The sequence below is a fragment of the Actinobaculum sp. 352 genome, assembly GCF_003957265.1.
GTDB lineage: Bacteria > Actinomycetota > Actinomycetes > Actinomycetales > Actinomycetaceae > Asp313.
This window is the reverse complement of the sequence record NZ_RQSN01000003.1, coordinates 193,236-212,582: the sequence shown is the minus strand read 5'-3', so window position 1 is coordinate 212,582 and position 19,347 is coordinate 193,236. Positions and strand designations below refer to the sequence as shown.

General features: G+C 60.8%; 15 protein-coding genes. 6 read left to right on the top strand and 9 right to left on the bottom strand.

The annotated features are described in order from the left end of the window. Window positions 1-4 precede the first annotated feature (4 nt). From EKN07_RS13105 to EKN07_RS04930, 3 genes are all read left to right on the top strand, one after another. Window positions 5-217, top strand: coding sequence for an enolase C-terminal domain-like protein (locus EKN07_RS13105; RefSeq protein WP_277600495.1), 213 nt, complete (start codon window positions 5-7; stop codon window positions 215-217). A 321-nt stretch (window positions 218-538) separates the two neighbouring features. Beyond that, window positions 539-1,798, top strand: a complete 1,260-nt coding sequence (locus EKN07_RS04935; protein WP_240611280.1) for a phosphatase domain-containing protein — start codon at window positions 539-541, stop codon at window positions 1,796-1,798. Between the two features lie 62 nt (window positions 1,799-1,860). Beyond that, a complete protein-coding gene (locus EKN07_RS04930; protein WP_108716458.1) occupies window positions 1,861-2,229 on the top strand; it encodes a NifB/NifX family molybdenum-iron cluster-binding protein in 369 nt (122 codons plus the stop codon). Window positions 2,230-2,651: 422 nt separating this feature from the next. Here the strand turns inward: EKN07_RS04930 and EKN07_RS04925 are convergent, their stop codons facing one another. From EKN07_RS04925 to EKN07_RS04915, 3 genes are all read right to left on the bottom strand, one after another. Beyond that, a complete protein-coding gene (locus EKN07_RS04925; RefSeq protein ID WP_108716459.1) occupies window positions 2,652-2,852 on the bottom strand; it encodes a hypothetical protein in 201 nt (66 codons plus the stop codon). A 356-nt stretch (window positions 2,853-3,208) separates the two neighbouring features. Continuing rightward, window positions 3,209-3,946 carry a response regulator transcription factor gene (locus tag EKN07_RS04920; RefSeq protein ID WP_108716460.1) on the bottom strand — a complete coding sequence of 246 codons (738 nt, stop codon included), beginning with the start codon at window positions 3,944-3,946 and terminating at the stop codon, window positions 3,209-3,211. Window positions 3,947-3,958: 12 nt separating this feature from the next. Further along, complete coding sequence (locus EKN07_RS04915) at window positions 3,959-5,176, bottom strand: histidine kinase (protein ID WP_125482530.1); 1,218 nt, start codon at window positions 5,174-5,176, stop codon at window positions 3,959-3,961. Window positions 5,177-5,349: 173 nt separating this feature from the next. On the opposite strand from EKN07_RS04915, the gene EKN07_RS04910 reads away from it, so the two are divergent. Continuing rightward, window positions 5,350-5,913, top strand: a complete 564-nt coding sequence (locus EKN07_RS04910) for a macro domain-containing protein (protein ID WP_108716462.1) — start codon at window positions 5,350-5,352, stop codon at window positions 5,911-5,913. A 238-nt stretch (window positions 5,914-6,151) separates the two neighbouring features. On the opposite strand, the gene EKN07_RS04905 is transcribed toward EKN07_RS04910, so the two are convergent. The 3 genes from EKN07_RS04905 to EKN07_RS04895 form a co-directional block, all read right to left on the bottom strand. Continuing rightward, on the bottom strand, window positions 6,152-6,844 hold the full coding sequence (locus EKN07_RS04905) for a hypothetical protein (RefSeq protein WP_108716463.1): 693 nt from the start codon (window positions 6,842-6,844) through the stop codon (window positions 6,152-6,154). Between the two features lie 289 nt (window positions 6,845-7,133). Beyond that, entirely contained in the window at window positions 7,134-8,594 is a 1,461-nt protein-coding gene (locus tag EKN07_RS04900) for an alanine/glycine:cation symporter family protein (protein ID WP_108716464.1), read from the bottom strand. Window positions 8,595-8,780: 186 nt separating this feature from the next. Further along, window positions 8,781-11,993 (bottom strand): efflux RND transporter permease subunit, encoded by a 3,213-nt coding sequence (locus tag EKN07_RS04895; RefSeq protein WP_164505532.1) that lies wholly within the window; start codon window positions 11,991-11,993, stop codon window positions 8,781-8,783. 1,019 nt (window positions 11,994-13,012) lie between these two features. Between EKN07_RS04895 and EKN07_RS04890 the strand changes: the two genes are divergently transcribed. Then, the gene (locus EKN07_RS04890; protein ID WP_108716467.1) at window positions 13,013-13,366 is read left to right on the top strand and encodes a hypothetical protein; all 354 of its coding nucleotides are present in this window, start codon (window positions 13,013-13,015) and stop codon (window positions 13,364-13,366) included. 114 nt (window positions 13,367-13,480) lie between these two features. After that, the gene (locus EKN07_RS12820) at window positions 13,481-13,666 is read left to right on the top strand and encodes a hypothetical protein (protein WP_206435679.1); all 186 of its coding nucleotides are present in this window, start codon (window positions 13,481-13,483) and stop codon (window positions 13,664-13,666) included. Between the two features lie 164 nt (window positions 13,667-13,830). Here EKN07_RS12820 and EKN07_RS04880 read toward each other — a convergent pair whose 3' ends face one another. From EKN07_RS04880 to EKN07_RS04870, 3 genes are read right to left on the bottom strand one after another with little or no spacing between them, the layout of a single operon-like run. Further along, the gene (locus tag EKN07_RS04880; protein ID WP_240611281.1) at window positions 13,831-14,664 is read right to left on the bottom strand and encodes a hypothetical protein; all 834 of its coding nucleotides are present in this window, start codon (window positions 14,662-14,664) and stop codon (window positions 13,831-13,833) included. Next, a complete protein-coding gene (locus EKN07_RS04875; protein WP_126145780.1) occupies window positions 14,643-16,112 on the bottom strand; it encodes a serine/threonine-protein kinase in 1,470 nt (489 codons plus the stop codon). The genes EKN07_RS04880 and EKN07_RS04875 overlap by 22 nt, the downstream gene beginning before the upstream one ends. Continuing rightward, the gene (locus EKN07_RS04870; protein ID WP_126145779.1) at window positions 16,109-19,339 is read right to left on the bottom strand and encodes an FHA domain-containing protein; all 3,231 of its coding nucleotides are present in this window, start codon (window positions 19,337-19,339) and stop codon (window positions 16,109-16,111) included. Before EKN07_RS04870 ends, EKN07_RS04875 begins: the two co-directional genes overlap by 4 nt. Window positions 19,340-19,347: the final 8 nt, after the last annotated feature.

Sequence of the window (19,347 nt, the reverse complement as noted above, 5' to 3'; positions counted from 1 at the left end):
TCGAGTGGCACCGCACTTCTCCATGGCGATTCACTCCCATCTGGCGGCGACCTATCCCTTGGAGCCGTGGGCGGAGCACTTCGACTGGCCCGACCCGCTCTTCAACGAGCACATGGAAATCAAGGATGGCCGCATGATTGTCTCCGACCGCCCGGGTCTGGGCGTCACACTCTCCGACCAGTTGCGTGCGTGGACGGTTAACACCTACGAGATCTGACCAATTCCGCAGCCGCTCGCGTGGGCGGTGCGCCAGAACCGGCGGACCCCCACGCGCCTGCAGCGTCGGCTCACGCCTGCGCATGTGAGGGCTACTCTCGGGGGACATATCGGTCTGCTAGTGGCTCTCGCGCCTGCACATGTGAGGGTTACTCTAGTCCTCTTCGAAAAGGTCAGCCTGCCATCCGCATCCGAGCCCCTGGGCCGGACGGTGCCGACTGGAACGAGCTCATCACGGCCATACCTCTCAGGCGGCCAAATACTGCCTACGGGACGCCACCGGCGCCCGCAAGCGCATGCTGCGGCTTGGTAAGCTGACCGCATGGGTTTGGCCGACATCGTTCGCTCCATAGAAAACCAACACAACAAGCGTGGCATCGTGCGCCGCCGCGCTGCCGGTTGGCTTCCCCAAATTCTTCCCTACACCGGCTACGGGTCGGTCGATACTGTTCGCGTCCTCGCCCGTGCGGTCATGGCCGACCCCGCCCATCACCACTCGGATCCCCCTGCCGCCTGCGCTGAACCGCCTGCCGCTCACACCAAACAGCCCGGCCGACACATCGCTACGCAGCGGCAATTGATGTACAAACCTAATAACATCAGCGCCGACGGCGAGCGTCTGCACACCGGCAAAACTCCCTTCCTTCCGCGCACCGGCGCGGGCAACCCGTCGTCGGCAGGCAACCGCGTCAATGAGATGGTTGAGCGCGCCACCCAGCGGGCGGTGGACGCTCAAGCGCAGGCGCAGCGTGGCTGGCGTCAGTTCTTCACCACCCAGGTCGGGTATCTGCCAGTCACCGTCAGTATCGGCGACGTCGTCATCTCCACCCGCACGGACCACTCCGGTTATATCGACATTGTGGCGGACAACCATGGCTTGACACCGGGATGGCATAACGCGACCATCACACCCGCAGCTGGCGAGGCGGTGACCGCCCCTGTGATCGTGGTGGATCCGCGGGCGAAGTGGGGAATCGTTTCAGACATCGACGATACAATCCTGGTCACCTGGCTACCCCGAATGCTGCTGGCTGCTTGGAACTCATTTGTTCTTCCCACCGATGCGCGCCAAGCCGTCGTCGGCATGCCGGAGCTCTACCGCCACCTCCTTTCCGGAGACCCGCACGCGCCGGTGTTCTACCTGTCCACCGGCGCGTGGAACACGGCACCTGCCATGCAGTCATTCATCCGTACGAACAACCTCCCCGAGGGTCCACTACTACTCACCGACTGGGGACCCACCCCCACCGGCCTCTTCCGCTCCGGTGAGAGCCACAAACGCACTCAGTTGCGCAACCTTCTCATAACTCTCCCGAATATCCAGTGGTACCTCATCGGCGACGACGGCCAGCACGATCCCTTCATATATGACGAGCTGGCACGCGATCACCCTTCCCGTATCCGGGCCATAGCCCTGCGCGAGCTGAACCCAGTTGAGCAGGTTCTCTCACACGGAACGCCAAGTACGATGGAGAGCCGTGAAATCGCGGCGCCTCCCTCGGTACCGGTAGTCCGCGGCCGGGATGGATTCGAAATACTGGAAGGCTTTCGCGCACAGTCCGCCGCCGCGCCTTCTGCGTAACCCGCGCAATCCTTCGCGCAACCGGCCCACGCCCACCGTTTCTATGGCCTACTGTAAGAACTATGAAACTCGCGATCCCCGTAACCCCCGATGGCGCAGTTGACCACCGCTGGGGCAGAGCACATAACGTCGCCGTCGTCGACATTGCGGATGATGACACTGTTTCAAGCTGGGATGTTCACGAAGTCAGCTGGGATGAGCTGCATGACTCAGGAACCCACGGAGCACACCATGCACGAATCGTGCGTTGGCTGCGCGAAAACGCCGTCGAGGCAGTGATCGTCAATCACTGCGGGCAAGGCATGGTCAACACCATGCAGAAAATGGGGCTGCTTATCGTTTGGGATGCCGACGGAGATGCCGCCGTTTGCGTTGATGCGGCGGTCCCCCGCATTCGCGAGGCGCTACAGGGCGACGTCGCTGCGGGCTGACCCGCGCAATTGAACGAACCTTGCGCCGTCGCCAACCGGGCCGCACCCCGTCGACTAGACAACAACGAGGCCCGGATGTTCACGCTCCACCCGGGCCTCGTTCGTACGCCGGTTCCAGAGGCACATGCCCCGACGCACATACATCAGGCACACGCAGTCGGATGGGACGGAGACCTCCCTACGGGACCTGCTCTTGCCTCTGGGACTGTCCCATACCGGAAACCCGGCGCCGAGGTGAGCTTTGCCAAATGGCAAATATCCTCAAATCCGATACCTGATGCCTATGAAATTGTCTCCGAACGCTTAGCAACCAGCCGCCACGGACGACCGATATTCTGAGGCGAACACGAAACCCACTGCTTACAGGCCGACAAGGCCATACGCAAGCCGCATGGTCGCGCCTCTCGTTAAACTTCCGCCGCCTATTTGTTCAGCGGTCCGCATAGCGGACGCAAGAACGGGAACCATGTGCACAGGAATTCCGGCTCAGCATTCGAGCCTGCGATGACACGAACCTTTGCGACATCGCTATTCTCCACAGCAACATGATCTACCTGAGGTGCGGCAAAAGCGCCTCCACCAATAACTAGGGCCGCAGCAGCAATCGCGTGTGTTACTTTCATAGCCCCTCCTTCCCCTACATACTCAAGCGTAGCGAAGGTGGCAAAGGCACCATATCCCCCAAAAGTATGAGAGCGACCATTTGACGCCGAAAAGTCGTGGTGAAGTCCCGCTCACATTCCGTCTCAAAAGCGGGGATACCCCGCCATGTTGCTAGTCATTGAGGCGCTATCAACTTCAGCTTGTGGACGAGTAGTACCGCGAAGTGCACACCTATGCCGCAACCAGCGGCCCGCAGACCATGTACTGCGAGCCCGAGCGGGTGCATAGCTAGCCGTTATCAACACACCACTGCCACCCAAACCAGGGAATCTACGACCAGCGGGTGCATGCTTCCGCAACCAGCGCAGCACCGCCCTCAAGGCCGCACCAGCCCCAGCTCGTGCGCGCGCACCACAATCTTGAGCCGGGTATTCACACCGAACTTCGTCATAATGGATGCCACGTGGGTCTTTATGGTTGCCTCTTTGACGAAGAGCTTCTCGGCGATTTCAGAATTCGAATACGCCTGGCATAGCAACTGCAGCACTTCAAGTTCACGCGGTGAAAGCGGAACGTAGTCCGAGTCCGACGACGGCGCAACAAGGTAGTTTTTCACAAGCCGCGAGGTCGGGCCGGGCGAAACGACGGTACCCCCGGCAGCAACCTGACGCAGTCCGCTAATGAGGTCCTCAGGAGCCGTATTCTTCAGCAAGAATCCGGCAGCACCGGCCTGCAAACCGGTGAGCATCGCTTCGTCGTCGTCGAAAGTTGTCAGCAGCACAACTCTGACCTGTGGGAACCTCTCACGTACTTGGGCAGCGGCGGTAATGCCATCCATCTCCGGCATGCGCACATCCGTCATGAGAACATCGGGCATCTTTTCCTGGACGAGGCGAATCGCATCGAAACCAGTTGTTCCCACACCCACGATTTCGATATCATCCGCCGTTGCCAGATAGGTCGCAATCCCATCAAGCACCGCTTGGTCGTCGTCAACCACCACAACTCGCACATGCGATGGCGAACTCGTCGGCGGCGTCGTGAACCCCGCCCAGGGATTCACACCGTTCACCGCCGCGGCTTGTTGATTCGGTGTTGGATTCTGCCCCTCCATGACGGTTTCACCCTACCTCCCAATCGGAATCGTGATACGCACAAGCCAACGCGACTCTGTTCCAGAGAAGTCAATGGTGCCACCCACGGCTTCAATCCGCTCACGTTGGCCGATCAAACCAAGCTTCGGCCGAGCATTAGAGTCCCCGAACCAGTTGGCCAGTTGCCCTCCTCCTGCTCTCGCCGGAAGATTACGCCCGTTGATAAAGAGTGCGTCCACACCATCCTCGGTGACATCAATCATTATGGTCGCTGGAACGTCACGACTTCCATGTTTGACGACATTTGAACAAGCCTCGGTGGCCACACGCGCCAGTGTTGAGGAGACGATCTCCGGCAGTGCGTCCACATCGCCATCTATGGACGCATTGACGACGACGCCCGCTGCCCGCACTTTTTCAATTTGGGCGTTCAAAGTGGCAGTTAGCGAGGTGTCCGAGATTGTGAAGCGTTCCGCGGCCGTCACGCCATCGGCAAGATCAATATTGTCGGAGACTCTTAAGACATCCAACATGCGCCGGAGGTCCGCAGTCGCCACACGTCCAGTTCGTGCAATAAAGTCAAGGTCCTCCGCTAACCGGGGATCATTTGTACCACGCAACCGAGCCGCTTCTGCTCGCATAACGATCATCGTACTTGCATACACTGCGGTATCGTGCAACTCCCGTGCAATAGCACGCCGCTGGGCTTGCAGCTCTGCCTTACGCTGTTCTTCCAGGCGCATATTCGCCTGGCGTTGCCGGAAGAGTAGCTCGCCTATCGCCGCGAAAAGCAAGGCGAAGAGGCTCCACAGCACAACACCCTGCAGCATCTCGACGCGCGAACTTGTTGCGGGAACCGTCGCTGCGATCACGCACACCAGATACCACACGGTAAATGGCAATGCCGCCCGGCGATGCCCAGCCCAGATGAGCATGGCTGTCATAAGGAACATTGACACCGCGGCCACGGAAATCGACCGTCCCGGTATGAGCCATACCAAGGTCAGCACGCCACCAAGCCAAATCGCAGACGAGATCGGCCAAATCCCGGACGTGGCAACCGCTGCACAGGCACAGAGCATTAGTGCCAGGTTCGGTATGCTTGCATGCGCGGAAAGGGCGATAGCGGCACACACGACTGCGAGTACGACGCCAAGAACCACCCCGATCACCGGCCGTGGATCGCCCGCGATCCAGTGCCGGAACCACACGCGCGCACGGTCTACCCTGTGGCTCGCCGACTCGTCCATATGCACCTCCGGAAAGGTCTGCGACGATTCTAATGCAGCGCGCCACAACACGCAGTACGCTGGCGTCGCCCCGCTGTTCCGTTGCCAATGTCGCAATACCTGGAGCGGTGGAAGCACCGATACCCCTCGCGATACTCCAGCCGTTACCCAGCGACCCCGCGTAAGGTGTAGGCATGCGAATGTTGATTTCGGTTACGGATCTCACGCAAGTCGGCGCCGATGCCATTGTCAATGCAGCCAATTCCAGCCTACTTGGCGGAGGTGGCGTTGATGGAGCCATCCATCGTGCAGCCGGCCCCCAGCTATTGGCGGCCTGCCGCGAGTTGCGTGCCAGTGCACTGCCCGAGGGACTCGCCGTCGGTACGGCCGTTGCCACCCCTAGTTTCAATCTCCCCGCCCGCTGGGTCATTCACACGGTCGGCCCGAATCGATACGCCGGTCAGGTCGCACCGAGCGAGCTGGCAGCCTGCTTCACCAACTCTCTCCACATCGCCCAGGGGATGGGATTGCACTCGATTGCCTTCCCCGCAATCGGTGCGGGCGCCTACGGTTGGGACATGACCGAATGCGCCACTATCGCCTGCCGCGCTTTTGCGGTGCTGACGTCACAGCCGGGCCAGCCTGCGGCTGATGCCTTCCCCACCGGCGCAATCGAAGAGATCATCGTGGCAGTAACCTCGGAAAGCAACGCCCGCATCTGGCGCGACGCCGCACAGCAAGCGGGCCTGACCGTCTGACCCACAGACGAGCACCCGGTTTTCCCATCCATCTGCCCGAACTGCAACACCGCATACGCACCGGCTCGCAATCATCAACCGAAGGTCTTCTCGGCAAGACGGCGTCAGCACGCGCACGGCAAGCATGCACCGTAAGTCGCATGCCGTGTGCCGAAACAGCGGCGCGTGTGCCGAAACACCAGCGACAGACGCGGGTGCGAAGAGCCCTCCTCCATGAGACTCGCGCCATCCGCCACATTCAGTCATCCGTCACGACGACGAGACCTTGCGCCACCGCGTCGACGTCATCCAATGCCGAAGATGTGGGACCCGTGGCCGTCACGTTCCACAGCCCATCGCCAGAATCAACAAGGTAGATACGCGAGACGCTGCCGTTGGATTCGGTTGCAAGAACGGCGCACGCGGGAAATCCACCCAATGATGACACCGTATCATCCGGAACGGCAGAGGCTCGCGCATTGCCTCCCAGGAGTTCCACTGCTTCGTCAGCGGTGGGGAGGATGGTCATCCCCACCACCGGATGTAATGTGACCCGCTCGCCCGATGAGCCCTGCACGCCGATAACTCCACTCTCCGAGTATGGCCGCTCCAGCAACTCGTAGTCGGCAGGCACCCGCATGTAGCCGTATCCGCTCTCCCCGGCCGCGAATACGAAGTAGTCACCATCCAAGGCAACAGCGCCGACCTCGCCAGTCAGTGGCGTCGGGCGATTGACGTCCGCGCCCACGGTACTATCCTCGTAATCATCTGCGGCGGCATCCTGGGGCGCCGCTGCGGCTGTGGCATTGGACGGGTTCGCGTACACAATTCCGGGCGCCGCAGAGTTCTCTGCAGCAGCGGCATCACTCGCGACGTTACGACTGCATCCACCGACCAGAGCCAGTGCAACTGCAAGGGAACAGGCCGTGAGAGCGGCTCGGTAGTGGACCATATTCCTCGTTCCTCCTTCAACCTTCCCGGTGAGGGTTGGTGGTGAGCGGGTGGGCCTAAGGCGAGCGGGCGGTTCAGCAACCCGTCATCCGGACGTTTCTATTGTTATCCGCCCGGGGCCCTTGAGTCACGCTAGAAGCATGGGCATCAATACCCATGCCACCAACCGGAAATAAATTGGCGCAATTCGCAGAATAGATGTATTCTTACCCCAAGCAATGGTGTGACATGAGGCACACCCGCCCGCGCCACGCCACCGCGCGAGGGCGTGCGGTCACAGGCTTCCCGAATTAAGCCAGCGCACGCTCGCGTCGTACCCAGATATCGGTGGGCAACTCCCCAGGCATATAGGGATTGTTCGTCGCAACGAACGGGCGCTCCGGATTCTCGTCGTAGTCTCGCAGCGCAGCGAACGCCCACTTCCCAAGGCGCGTGATGGCAACGAGATTGATAAGCGCCATCCCCGCCATGGTGATATCCGCGAAGTTCCATACAGCCTGCAAAGGCGCCACCGCGCCGACAACCACGGAAGCCACCGTCACCGCGCACACGATCAGGAAACTCCGCGGCGATCCCTTGCTAAGAAAGTCCACATTGACCTCGGTGTAGGCGAAATTGCCGATAATCGACGAATATCCGAAGACGAAAAGCAAGAACAGCATGACCGGCACAATCCACGTGCCGAGTTCGCTCTGCAGCGCGGCGATGGTGAGCGAGGCTCCTTTCATCTCGATTTCCACGCCCGGGGTGTACACAGAAGGAGCGGCGTTCAGAATGATGAAGGCCGTCGCCGAGCACACCAGAATCGTGTCGACGAACACGCCAATAGACTGGATGAACCCCTGTTTGGCCGGATGGGTGACCTGCGCAGTGGATGCAGCGTTCGGTGCCGATCCCTCGCCGGCCTCGTTGGAGAAAAGGCCGCGGCGCGTGCCGTTCAGCATCGCGGCGACGATGCCACCTTCGGTGCCTGCCACCGCTTCACGCAGTCCGAAAGCACTCTCAAAGATCATCTGGAAGACAGGGAGAATTCGGTCATAGTTCAGCAGAATCACGAGAATGGCGATGAAGATGTAAACCACCGCCATAATCGGGGCAAGTACCTCCGTCACCTTTGCTATCCGCCTAATGCCGCCGAAGAGGATCGGCAGTGTGAGCAGAGCAAGAAGTATGGCAGTCACCCACGGGGATACATTGGCATGGTTCGCGAGCGTCTCCGAGATGGTGTTGGCTTGCACCATCTCATATGAAACACCGAAAGAGAAGATGAGGAATACGGCGAATACCGCACCCCAGAAACGCGAGCCAAGGCCACGCTCGATATAGAAAGCCGGTCCACCCCGGAACGTCCCATCCTTCCACCGGACCTTGAAGAGCTGCGCCAAAGTCGCCTCAACAAAGGCGGTGGCCATACCGACCAGTGCGACGACCCACATCCAGAAAACGGCGCCCGGGCCACCCGCGACAATCGCCAGAGCCACGCCCGCAATATTGCCGGTTCCCACACGTGAGGCCAATCCAATCGCAAAAGCCTGGAAGGAGGAGATCCCGTCACCGTCGCTGTCGCGCGAACCGAAGATCCCGCGGAGCATCTGCCTGAACTCACGGAACTGGACACCACGTGTACGGATCGTGAAGTAGAGACCGACCAAGAGCAGCAGCCCGATCAAAACGTAGGTGTACACCCAGTCGGAGAACGCTCCAGTGGCCTCCGTCAATGGGTCAACGGGTGCTTCTTCCGCTGCAAACATCTCTAGACCTCCAAACTACTGTCTCTGCACCGCAATGAGCGCGAAGACATCTACCGGGTCGTCACCCTGCCGACCGCAGGTATCACCCACGCACCGACCGAGGACCTCGCCCAGCACTTCTTCCAGCGGCAACCCCAGCTAGTCCGGAAATCTCTTGAACTCGGTCCAGCGGGAGGCGGCACCGCCTCAGTGACGACGAGAGCGTTTACGCTCTCCCCTTTGCTGTGTTAATCGATAGAGTACCGGCAACAACACCAATGTCAGAATGGTAGACGATGTCAGCCCGCCAATCACAGTAATTGCCATCGGCTGCGAAATGAAGCCGCCGTAGCCGGTGACGCCGAAGGCCATCGGTAGCAGCGCCGCGATGGTGGAAACGGCCGTCATGATGATGGGGCGTAACCTCCGCTGGGCTCCGATGCTGATCGCCTCATCCAACCCCATTCCATTGCGACGAAGTTGGTTGATCAGATCAATCAATACGATCGCGTTCGTCACCACAATGCCGGTAAGCATGAGAATGCCCACCAGAGAAGAAATACCCAACGGCATATCGGCCACTAGCAGCACGAGGAATGCTCCGGTGGCGGCAAACGGTATGGAGATAAGTAGCAACAGGGGCTGGCCCAGGCTCTTGAAGATGAAGACAAGCACCACATAGATGATGAGAATCGCGGCAGCAAGCGCCAGCCCGAGCTGGTCGAAAACGTCACCGATCTGTTCTCCGGCACCTGCCTCGACGGTCATGACGTTGCTGGGTAGATCGGCGGAGTCCACCGCGTTGTTCACGGCGGTTCGTAGTGCGCCAAGATCGTCGGCATCTTCTGGTGTCACAGTTATGGTGGCGGTGCGCTGGCCATTCACGGTCACAACGGTTGGTACCACGGATACTTGTTCAACGGTAGCGAATGCGGAGATGGGTTGCCCCGCGATCTGGAGATTCCGTAAGTCATCAACGGTCTGTGCCGGGCTGTCCAGCTTGACGTAGATATCGGTATCCACATTGTTCAGCGTGATCTGCCCGATGGATGGCGCCACAATCTGCGCCGAGATCATGCCGACGACGTCGTTCTCCGTCATTCCCGCTGCCCCCGCGGCATCGCGGTCAACCGTTATCTTCACCGACGGTTGCTCGGTCGCTAGGTTGGAACTTACCGTTTTCGCACCGGAGACATCCTGCAGCTCTGCCAACAGTACGTCGTTCGCCGCGGTAAGTGCCTCGTCGTCGCTGGCAACCAGATTCACTTCCACCGCAGAGGAGGTCAGTCCGGTGACGTCAGCCGCAGAAACTACGTCGCCCGACGCGTTGTCCTGCAGCGTCCGCTCCAACTCATCGCGCAGTGCCTCCTGATCCGCGTCGGGATCGGTAACGATGGTGTAGGAGATCGATGCACCCCTGAAATTGATTCCAGTGGGGGAGATCGTGGTTGCGACGGTTTCCACGCCGTCGACCTGCTCCAACGCCGCTTCTGCCGTCTGTGCATGTGCGGTTAGGGTCTCTATGTCTGTACCCGCCGGAGCATTCTGCGACAGCGACACCATATTCTGGCCCGTGCTCCCTAAGAGGTTGACCTTGAGTAGAGGGAAAAGAGCACCCGTGCCGACCAGCACGGCAATGGCAACAAGCAGGGTGACAACTGGATGACGCTGTGTCCCGCGCAATACGGGCCGATACATTCGGCGCAGCCACGTGTTTTCCTCCCGTTCCTCGGCTCGCAATCGAACGGCGTCTTCGTCCTCGCACGCTGGGGAGATGGCGGGCACTGATTCATCCGCACTCGCCGCACTATCGTCTTTATCGGCGTCCACTGCACTATCGTCGGAATCCTTCTGCTCGGAGAGTTCCGCCGACCTCGCCGCCTTCTCCGTACCCTGCGGCGTCGCCTCAACTGCGGCTCGTGCAGCGCGGCTGGGGCGCAAGAACCAGTAAGCGAGCACGGGAACGATGGTGAGGGCGGTGAACAGTGAGGCGGCCATTGCCAGCACCACAGTTAAGGCGAAGGGCCGGAAAAGCTCGCCGACCATACCGGAGACAAAACCGATTGGCAGGAAGACGAGGCAGGTGACAATCGTAGAGGCGGTGATGGCCGAGGCCACCTCGCGCACGGCGTTCGTGATGGCCGTGCGTCTGTCGCCGCCATACTCCATGTGCCGCTTGATGTTTTCAATGACCACAATGGAGTCATCCACGACGCGCCCGATGGTGATGGTCAGTGCGGAGAGGGTGAGAATGTTCAGCGAGTAGCCGGCTACCCTCATCCCGATGAATCCGATCAGCAGCGATAGCGGGATGGAGATCGCCGTCACCAGAGTGGACCGAAGGGACAGGAGGAACAACAGGATCACCAATACTGCCATCACAAGCCCCATCACGCCCTCTTCGGCGAGCGACGAAATCGAATCCGTTATGAAGGGCGCCTGGTCGAATATCGTGGTGAATTCGGCGTCTCCACCCACCAACGGCTGTAGCTCGGTGAGGGTATCGGTCAGCTCATGCGAGGTGTCGACGACATTTGCGTTCGACGTCGGATACACAACTAACGCAACAGCAGACTTTCCGTTGATGCGGGCGGAGAGTGTTGCATCCGCGCCGCTGAGCTCCACGCTGGCCACATCGCCCAACGGCACAGAGCCGTTAGTCTCTCCGGTGGCCGGATCGGTGGTGATGACAGGAATTGCTCGTAGCGCATCCAGCGAATCGATTCGCTGGCCGACCGTGACATCGAGATTCTTGCCATCTTCCGCTACCGTGCCTACGGGTACCGCCAACCCGTTGGAATCCATGGCATCCTGTAATGCTTGCGGCGTCACGCCATTCGCCGCCGCAGCCTCGGCATTGAGTTCAATGGTCACCCGCTGCTCCGGCGCACCAACCAGGGTCGCGGAGGCTACGCCATCGATCTTCTCCAGTTGAGGAACAACGGCGGTTCTGATGTTGTCGGCCGTCTGCAGGGCGTCGGAGTCACTGGTGACGCCGATCATGGCGAGCGGGATATCCGAAGACGCGCCCGAGGCCACCTCGGTGCTCGTGTCCTCCGGGAAATTCGTATCGGCGCGAGAGACCGCCTGTTCGACCTTCGCCGTTGCTCGCGCGGTATCGGTGCCATACTCCAACTCGACCGTGATCATCGCGTACGACGACGAAGACGTCGTCGTCGTCGATTTAACTTCCGGGATGGTCGCAACCTGCTGCTCAATTGGAACTGCGATACGCTCATTCATTTGCTCGGAGGTTGCACCCGGCGAAATGGCGATAACCGAAACAGCAGGCAACTCTACGGGAGGAATCAGTTCCCTTCGCATTGACTGCAATGACAGTACGCCGAGCACAGATGCGACGACGCAGACTAATGCAACGAAGGGTCGGTTCCTCAACGACGCGTGGGCCAGTTTATTCACGGGCAAAAGGTTATTCCCTCTAGGCGGGTCACCGCCATTCGGCGCGTGTGAATCACTCGGCTTGTGCGCAGTCACCTCACCGCGTTGTAGTCGTCATTCCACGCGTACGTGAATCGCTCCGTGCAAGCACAGGATCGACTCCGACAGCATCGCACTATTCCACACGGACGTAAATCGCGCCACGACAACACGAAACCCAGACAGAAAGACCCCACCATTCCACGCGTACGTGAATCGCTCCGTTATCTTCATTTCGGACATCCTCGCTGGCACCGCCGTTCGCGCGTTGACCAGTTGCCCGTTGGCCGTTCGCGCGTACGCGTGAATTGCACGCTCATGCTCCGGTCTGTTTGGTTCCGGCTCGCGCCGTTCACACGCGCGCGTGAAATTGCACTGGTCGGTGGAGCGGAAGGAGCTGACCGTGACGCGTACAACACGCATGTGAATGTGGGATTGCTCCTGGTTCCGATGTGCCTCTACGGCAGACATGACACTATGGCGGTGTATCTCTACGGCAGGTGAAGGTTACATCTCGCCCTGACTCATCGGGCGCGATGAGTGCGGGCATAACTGAATTGGGATCACATGCATTCGCCCGATGATCGGAGGCAAGGCAAGTGCGCAACGCCTGCTACAAGTACATATGACGCGAGTGCACGAAGGCGGGTGAGCGTGTAAAGCATCAACTTTACGAGTAATTGCACGACTTGTCAATTTCAAACCGTGGTCAAACAATGGGTAATGATACCCGTATCGAAGTTTGCGTATCTGCTCTAGCATAATTACCGCAAGCTATTGTGGTTGCTTGCCCAGGGCGCCGTGCGCGAGCCTCCAATAACGCCGCGGCGCTTACGCCCGACCTGCCCAGTCGGGTACTCAGAGGGTCCGCGCCTCCTACTTAGGACCCAGAGTTAGCCGGGGCCCCATCTAGCCGGGGTCCCGGCTCGTATTTTAGGGACCGGCGACGCAATTGGGGCTACATTCTGTCCATTACCCCCATCGGCAATGCTGAGGCGCGGATGGCCGCCGAGGACGCGCAAACCTTCTCCAGCAGAGTCTCACGGCATTTGTATATTCCGAACGCCCTGGACGGCAAAGAGCACCAACGCTTCCGAAAGCTCATTGAGCGGTACCTCAGTGACGCGGCAGTCAATCCGTTGTTTCCAGACTTCCTCGATATCGCCCGCACGGTAGTCGACAACCTCCCCCGAGGTGAGATCGTCGATGCCGTCACCGATATCGGATCCATTGTCACCGTCCGTTGCCAGTCACTCTGGCTCGGATGGAACCAGTCGCATGAGAAGGCCTTACTCACCTGGATGGAAGAGAACCGCGCTGCTGCTCGAATCGCCGCGTCACCACCCGGGAAGTAGAGCTCGGCGGCGTGCGAATCCCGGCGCATGAACGGGTCATCATCAACTGGACGGCTGCCAATCGCGATCAGCACGCATTCGACGATCCCGACGAGTTTGCACCACAGGCCAACCGTGAGAAAAACCGCGTCTATGGAGGCGGCCCACACGCCTGCCCCGGGCGACGTATTTCCACACTGGAAATACGTCGCCGGACTCATCGCGGTTCTGGAAGCCGGGTTCTGCGTGCTAGGGGATCCGCAACGCGAAGCGGTGCCCGGCGGCGGATTCAGTTATGTCTCCATCGTCCTGGGAACCTAGAAACACCGCCTACGGTTCTCCCAAGCCGCTTGCAGCGTGCAGGGATCGCCGGGCGGCAGGCGGAGTGCCACACCACGCGCCGTCGATTCCCTACCCGAGCGGACAATTTCCGAAGGGCCCGTCACTCCGCAGACGGGACGAGAACCAGCCCCTACCCGAGCAGACTACTTGCGCAAGGCGGCGTTACGCTTCTTCTCCGCGGCACGCTCGGCCCGCTGGATTCTTGCGAGCTCGCGCGCCCGCTGGTTCGCCTTGAGCTCCTCGTCCAGCATCGGGAGGTCATCAATACTCACCAACTGGGCGGCGACGGCGTACTCCACCAGGCGTGCGCGGCGATAAGTGGCGTGCGCTCCCTGGCCGCCGCGCAGGCCCTTCACGCCTAACTGGTCAAGTTTGTCGCAGACGTAGTCGAGTTTCCGGTTAAAACGCGAACGCGTCCAGCCGATCCGCTCCGCCGCCTCTTCTGAGCGAGGAATATCAACGGACCCGGTGCCCACACGCTTCAGCCACTGCTCAGCAAGTGCCAGAATCACAAGCTTCTGTGCCGGCGACAGAACGATCTGACCAACAGTGGTCTCACCGACAGAAGTCCGGTTCCTATCCGATATTTCGTACACGTTGTCCGGCACGGTCACATCGATTTCGTATGTGGTCGGCCCGGCGGTGAAAACCAGGCTCATGTCACTGACAACTAGCGGCAATTGCGTCCCGGGACCGATCCACGACTGCAACATTCCCGCGTTTTCCGCCACGGTCACGGCAATACGTGAACCGACATTGCGGACCCACCACATATTGTTGTGATACTCGATCACAAGGAAATTGCGATGCAGGAAAGGGTTATCGTCGATGGCGAGGTCACCGACGCGCCCGATGGTGAAGGTACTGCCCGGGTCCACCCGGTAAATCTCCCCGCAAAACTCAACCTCCAACGGTGGGATATCACCAGGCGAACTCGGCTGTGCTGACATGTCTGCTACTGTGTCGTCGTCACGCATGCATGTTCCTCCTTCGACTGGAATCCATTCTCATTCTCCACCAGAACCTTGAGACACGTTTCAGGTATGCGCTTTGGCACAGTGACACTCATCTCTGTTGTGCTCTCATATACCTCAACCTGATCGGCTCCAACCAGGGTGTACTGGAACGTGTCACCCTCGTTCCCGTCGCCGTTCTTCCATGAAAAGATCACGTGCTCGCCGTCGGCAGACAGTTCGCCACGCAAACCCGTAACTGGGTACACGTAGTCATCGAGTGAGGTGGTCGGATGGGGCTCTGTCGGTATCGGATGCGGATCCTCTTCGGCGTCGGTATGGAAAATCGCCCACCATGCGGCGCCGATGATCGCAGCAACGACAACAAGCGTGATAATCCATCCCACCAAGCCATTTCCACGCGGCTCCGGATCCTCCTGGACGGTCACATCGGCGTCGTCCTTCACTCTCGCACGTCGCCGCGAACCGGACTCCTCCGTGTTCCCCGTTGCCGCCGTCGCACCATCGGAAGGCAGCGGATTGATCGTCCGAACCGCCATGCGGGTCGCATCGTCGTCAGGTTCGGAAAAATCCGGCTCGGCGGGAGCCTGCGCCAACACGTCCACCGGCGTCGGTTGCTGGTGCAGCAGAGACTGCACACTCTGCAAGGCGCGCGCAAACTCCAAGGCGTCCGCGTAGCGTTGCTGCGGCTCCTTCGCCATCGCCGTGGCAAGGACCCGTTCCATCTCCTCCGGCACATCGAAGCGGCCGGTTGACGGCACCGGAGAACGCAACACCCGGTTGATCACAGCAATCTCGGAGTTGTCGCCACCCTCAATTTCAAAGGGAGCATGGCCCGCGAGCATGGTGTACACGGTGGCGGCCAGTGAATAGACGTCCCCGGCGACGCCGGCTTCGCCCACGCCGGTTGCCTGCTCGGGGGATGACCAAGGCACGGAGAAACCCTCTGCGGGCCGTGGATCACCCACATAGGTCGCGATACCGAAATCAGTGAGAACCGGATGATGGAAGGCGGTCATCAGGATATTAGTCGGCTTGATATCACGGTGGACGATACCCGCACGATGCAGTGTCTCCACCGCCCCGGCGATTTGAATGCCCATTTCCAAGGTATTGGACACCGTCAGGCGGCGCTCGCGCAGCAGCGCGCCCAAATGCGGAGGCGGGCAATACTCCATCATCAAGTACATGCGGTGGTCGTCCGCCTCACCGGCTCCGTACACAGACAAGATGGATGGATGCGAACTCATGCGCGCCATGAGATTCGCCTCCGCCCGAAAGGCGCGGCGCATCTCCTCTGTCGCACCCCGGCGCATCACTTTCACGGCAATCTCGCGACGCGGGATCTGTTGTTCATACAAATAGACATCGGCGAATCCGCCGGAACCAAGAAACGACAGATACCGGGCGCCCGGGATGCGCGGCGGCGTGGCCGGACGACGAGTACTCACTGCGGCCCCATCATCGTTAACGTGACATCTTCACCGATATCAATAACATCACCCGGCTGCACGAAGTACGGTGCCGAACTGGTCACACGCACGGGATTCTCACCCGGCCGCAGCACATAAGTGCCGTTATTCGAATTCCGGTCAAGCAGCCGTACGTCCCAGCCGTCAACGCGAATCTCGCAGTGCACGCGAGAGATTTGCCGCTCTGGGCTCGGAACCGTGACCAGATGGGCACGTGGACGGCCTTCCTCCGGGGTAGCGGAGGGCTTGCGCCCGACGACGATATCCGCGTCAATAGGGATCTGGAGGCCGGTAGACACCAAAACCATTCCCAGCGAGGGGCGTGGGTACCAATTGGCCTGGCCGACTACCGGGTTCCCGCACACCCGGCAGAGCGGGGCGTGCGGAGGATTCGGGTGCCCGAATTGACACAGCATGGCCAACACCATTGCCGGCGGTTCAATGGCCTGACGCAAAGACTGCGCCGCCTTCCCCATCACCGTCTCGCCGTCGTGGTCGCCATCGTCTGCGATATCCGCTTGCTCCCCCGCAGTACCGAACTGTGTGAGTTCAGTGAACACAACCGCATCCTGTGCCATCGTGGAGGCATCGCCCACGGATTCCGAACGAGGTGGAGCAAATCTCTCCGCGTCAAATTGATCGGCGCGCGGCAAGCCGCTCTCGGCCGTGGGGAGTCCCTGCCCGGCAGGCGGTGGCGAGGCGACCCCGTCATTTTGCGCGCTGGCGGCAGTCTCCGACACTGGCGGGAACTTGGCCGTCGGCTGGTGCTCGAAAAGCGGGTTGAGCCGTGTCGTGGGCGCTAGTTCCGGCGAGAACGGCGAGCGATCCGCGGGCGATTCCTGCCGTGCCTCTTCGACTTCGTACTGACCGGTGGGCAGCGCGGCGATGTCATCCGCGACAACGTCGCCGCCCGACGCCGGGGCAGGCTCTGGCTGGCCGCCAATATCCGAAGCCGATTGCTCGCCGTCGGCCCCGCCTTGCCCACTATGGGCCTCTTGGCCGGACTCGTCACCTACCATCGGCTCTCGTTCGGTACCGGAAGCGGGATCAGGCGCAGCTTCCTCAACCGGAAGCGCAGAGTCTACCCGATCCACCGCAGGATCGCTCGCCGACTGGTCCACCAAAGGTGGCTGATCCGCCGAGGCGGGGGGTTCCCACTGCTGTGCCGCAGATCCAGACTCCTCCTGCGGCGCCGGGTACGGGAACAGTGCCTGCTCCGGTGCCGCCGACTCAGCCGATCCTGCCTGTGTGGGAGCAGCCTGCGGTGTGTGATTATCCAGTTGCTTCAATTCGGTGAAGATCTCGCTGATATCGGCTGTAATCGTGTCCGCGTTTCGCACGTCCTGACCGTCCGCAGCACTGGCACTGCCTGCCACGGCAGCGGGGGGATTGCCCGCAAATTGTTGGGCGTCCCCGGCCTCCGCATTCTCGGCGGGAGACGGGAAACCGAGCGGGCCCACATTTGCCGGGGAGACCTCCCGCGGCCCTTCCTGTGTGGCCGCCCTTGCTTGGGCCGCTTCCTCCTGTGCAGCGGCCTGCATTTCCGCCAGTATCTGTTCCGCCACGGACAGGGAAAGCTCCACGGTGGGCAGCGTGGCCGTCGGCTCTAGCACAGCCGCGGAGATGGCCTCCAGGGAAAGCTTGCCCGTTTTCGACGCGCCCACTTCCTCACTTCCTTCCTCTGCAGCAGAGGAGTCGTTTGGCCGGGCTGTCTCCTCTGGTTCGTCTGCATGGAGTTCGTTAGCGTCGTCCCACTCTCCGCTCTCTTCCCTGTGAACTGGTTCGGCCACGGGAGACTCGACACCGACTGAAGCAGGAGCGCTTTCCTCCGCAGCACCTTCCTCCACCGCGTCCTCCTCCACAGCGGCGGGCGCTGCCTCTCCGACATTCGCTTGGTCGGGCGTGGCGCCTGCCGCACCATTTCCGGTAGGCACCGTACCCGTATCGGCGGCGGGCACCCACTCCTCTTGCGGGCCGCTATCCGCGGCATTGAGTGCCTCGGCTGTGGATTCTTCCGCTTCGGCATGGGAGAACTCATGCGGGTACTCATCAACCCTGGCGGATCCGGCCTGCTGCACCGCTTGCGCCTCGTCCGGCGCCACCTCACTCACGGCCGTTTGAACATCGTCCAAAGCTTCGTCTGCGCCACCCGTAACCGGCTCGGTGCACGCCGTCGTATCGGCCTGAGCACGTACCGCATCCCCAGGCTCGTGCGGCATCGAATCGACCGCGAGGCCCTGCGCTGCGGCGTCGACGACACCGCCTTCCGAGATGATGGCGGCATCCTGATCGGTGGCGCCATCCGGTTCAGAAACGGACTCCTCCCCCGACGAAACGGTGTTCGCCGGGTCGGGCGACATTTCGGTACCGGGAACCTCATCGATAAAGAAATCCTTGGGTTCGTCGGCCACAACCGGCATTTCGGCGGCCGCAGTTGCCAGCACGGGACCATCAACGACATCGCCCTCGGGCAGCGATGTTTCCGCGATTGGAGCGGAAATCGCCTCCATTTCTCCGGTGTCGAACGGGCCACGAGTTTCAACCTTTACCTGTTCCACCGCGCGTGCCGAGGCGGCCCAATTCGACCCCCAGGCAGAACTGATCGCGTGGATAAGATCCGGAACGCCCACCGCAGGCAAGGCGGCAATAGCGCCGATAGCAGGGGCGTCGTCGTCGCCCAGGCTCACGGTAATATCCATGGTGCGCGTGACACCGTCACCCAATAGCATCTCCTCGCCCACTGCGGGCGCACCCCATGTACCACTCGTCAACACCGACGTAGACGACATGCTCATCTCCGCGTCGTCGGAGTCAAAACTCTCACCGTCGGATGCCGAGCCTTCGACCTCACCGGCCCGCAGCACGAAGCCACTAAGCCCCCAGACGCGCGACTCGATCCAACTGGCAGCGCCATGGCCCTCGCTGAGAATCTCACCGGACTCCCGCGCGACGATCATCGGACCACGTACAGCCATCCGCACATAGTCGCCCTCCATGCATGCCAGAGCGAATGACGGCAGCTTGTCAAAATGCGCAAAACGCCCGCTAATCGCCTCCAGCAACTGCGAGAACCGCGCGCCGGAGCGAATCGCCTGCCAGATCTCCGCAGCGAAGTCGCTATCGTCGCAATCCATCAGCAGCGCTCCGCGTGGCGCCACAGCACCCGCAAGTCCGCCGGGATGCATTTTCGCTTGTTCGATATGCACGTACCCTC

Bases quoted from the DNA above. Each gene is read 5' to 3' on its own strand.
- EKN07_RS04935 (WP_240611280.1), top strand. From the start codon at position 539: ATGGGTTTGGCCGACATCGTTCGCTCCATAGAAAACCAACACAACAAG.
- EKN07_RS04930 (WP_108716458.1), top strand. From the start codon at position 1,861: ATGAAACTCGCGATCCCCGTAACCCCCGATGGCGCAGTTGACCACCGC.
- EKN07_RS04925 (WP_108716459.1), bottom strand. From the start codon at position 2,852: ATGAAAGTAACACACGCGATTGCTGCTGCGGCCCTAGTTATTGGTGGA.
- EKN07_RS04920 (WP_108716460.1), bottom strand. From the start codon at position 3,946: ATGGAGGGGCAGAATCCAACACCGAATCAACAAGCCGCGGCGGTGAAC.
- EKN07_RS04915 (WP_125482530.1), bottom strand. From the start codon at position 5,176: ATGGACGAGTCGGCGAGCCACAGGGTAGACCGTGCGCGCGTGTGGTTC.
- EKN07_RS04910 (WP_108716462.1), top strand. From the start codon at position 5,350: ATGCGAATGTTGATTTCGGTTACGGATCTCACGCAAGTCGGCGCCGAT.
- EKN07_RS04905 (WP_108716463.1), bottom strand. From the start codon at position 6,844: ATGGTCCACTACCGAGCCGCTCTCACGGCCTGTTCCCTTGCAGTTGCA.
- EKN07_RS04900 (WP_108716464.1), bottom strand. From the start codon at position 8,594: ATGTTTGCAGCGGAAGAAGCACCCGTTGACCCATTGACGGAGGCCACT.
- EKN07_RS04890 (WP_108716467.1), top strand. From the start codon at position 13,013: ATGGCCGCCGAGGACGCGCAAACCTTCTCCAGCAGAGTCTCACGGCAT.
- EKN07_RS04880 (WP_240611281.1), bottom strand. From the start codon at position 14,664: ATGCGTGACGACGACACAGTAGCAGACATGTCAGCACAGCCGAGTTCG.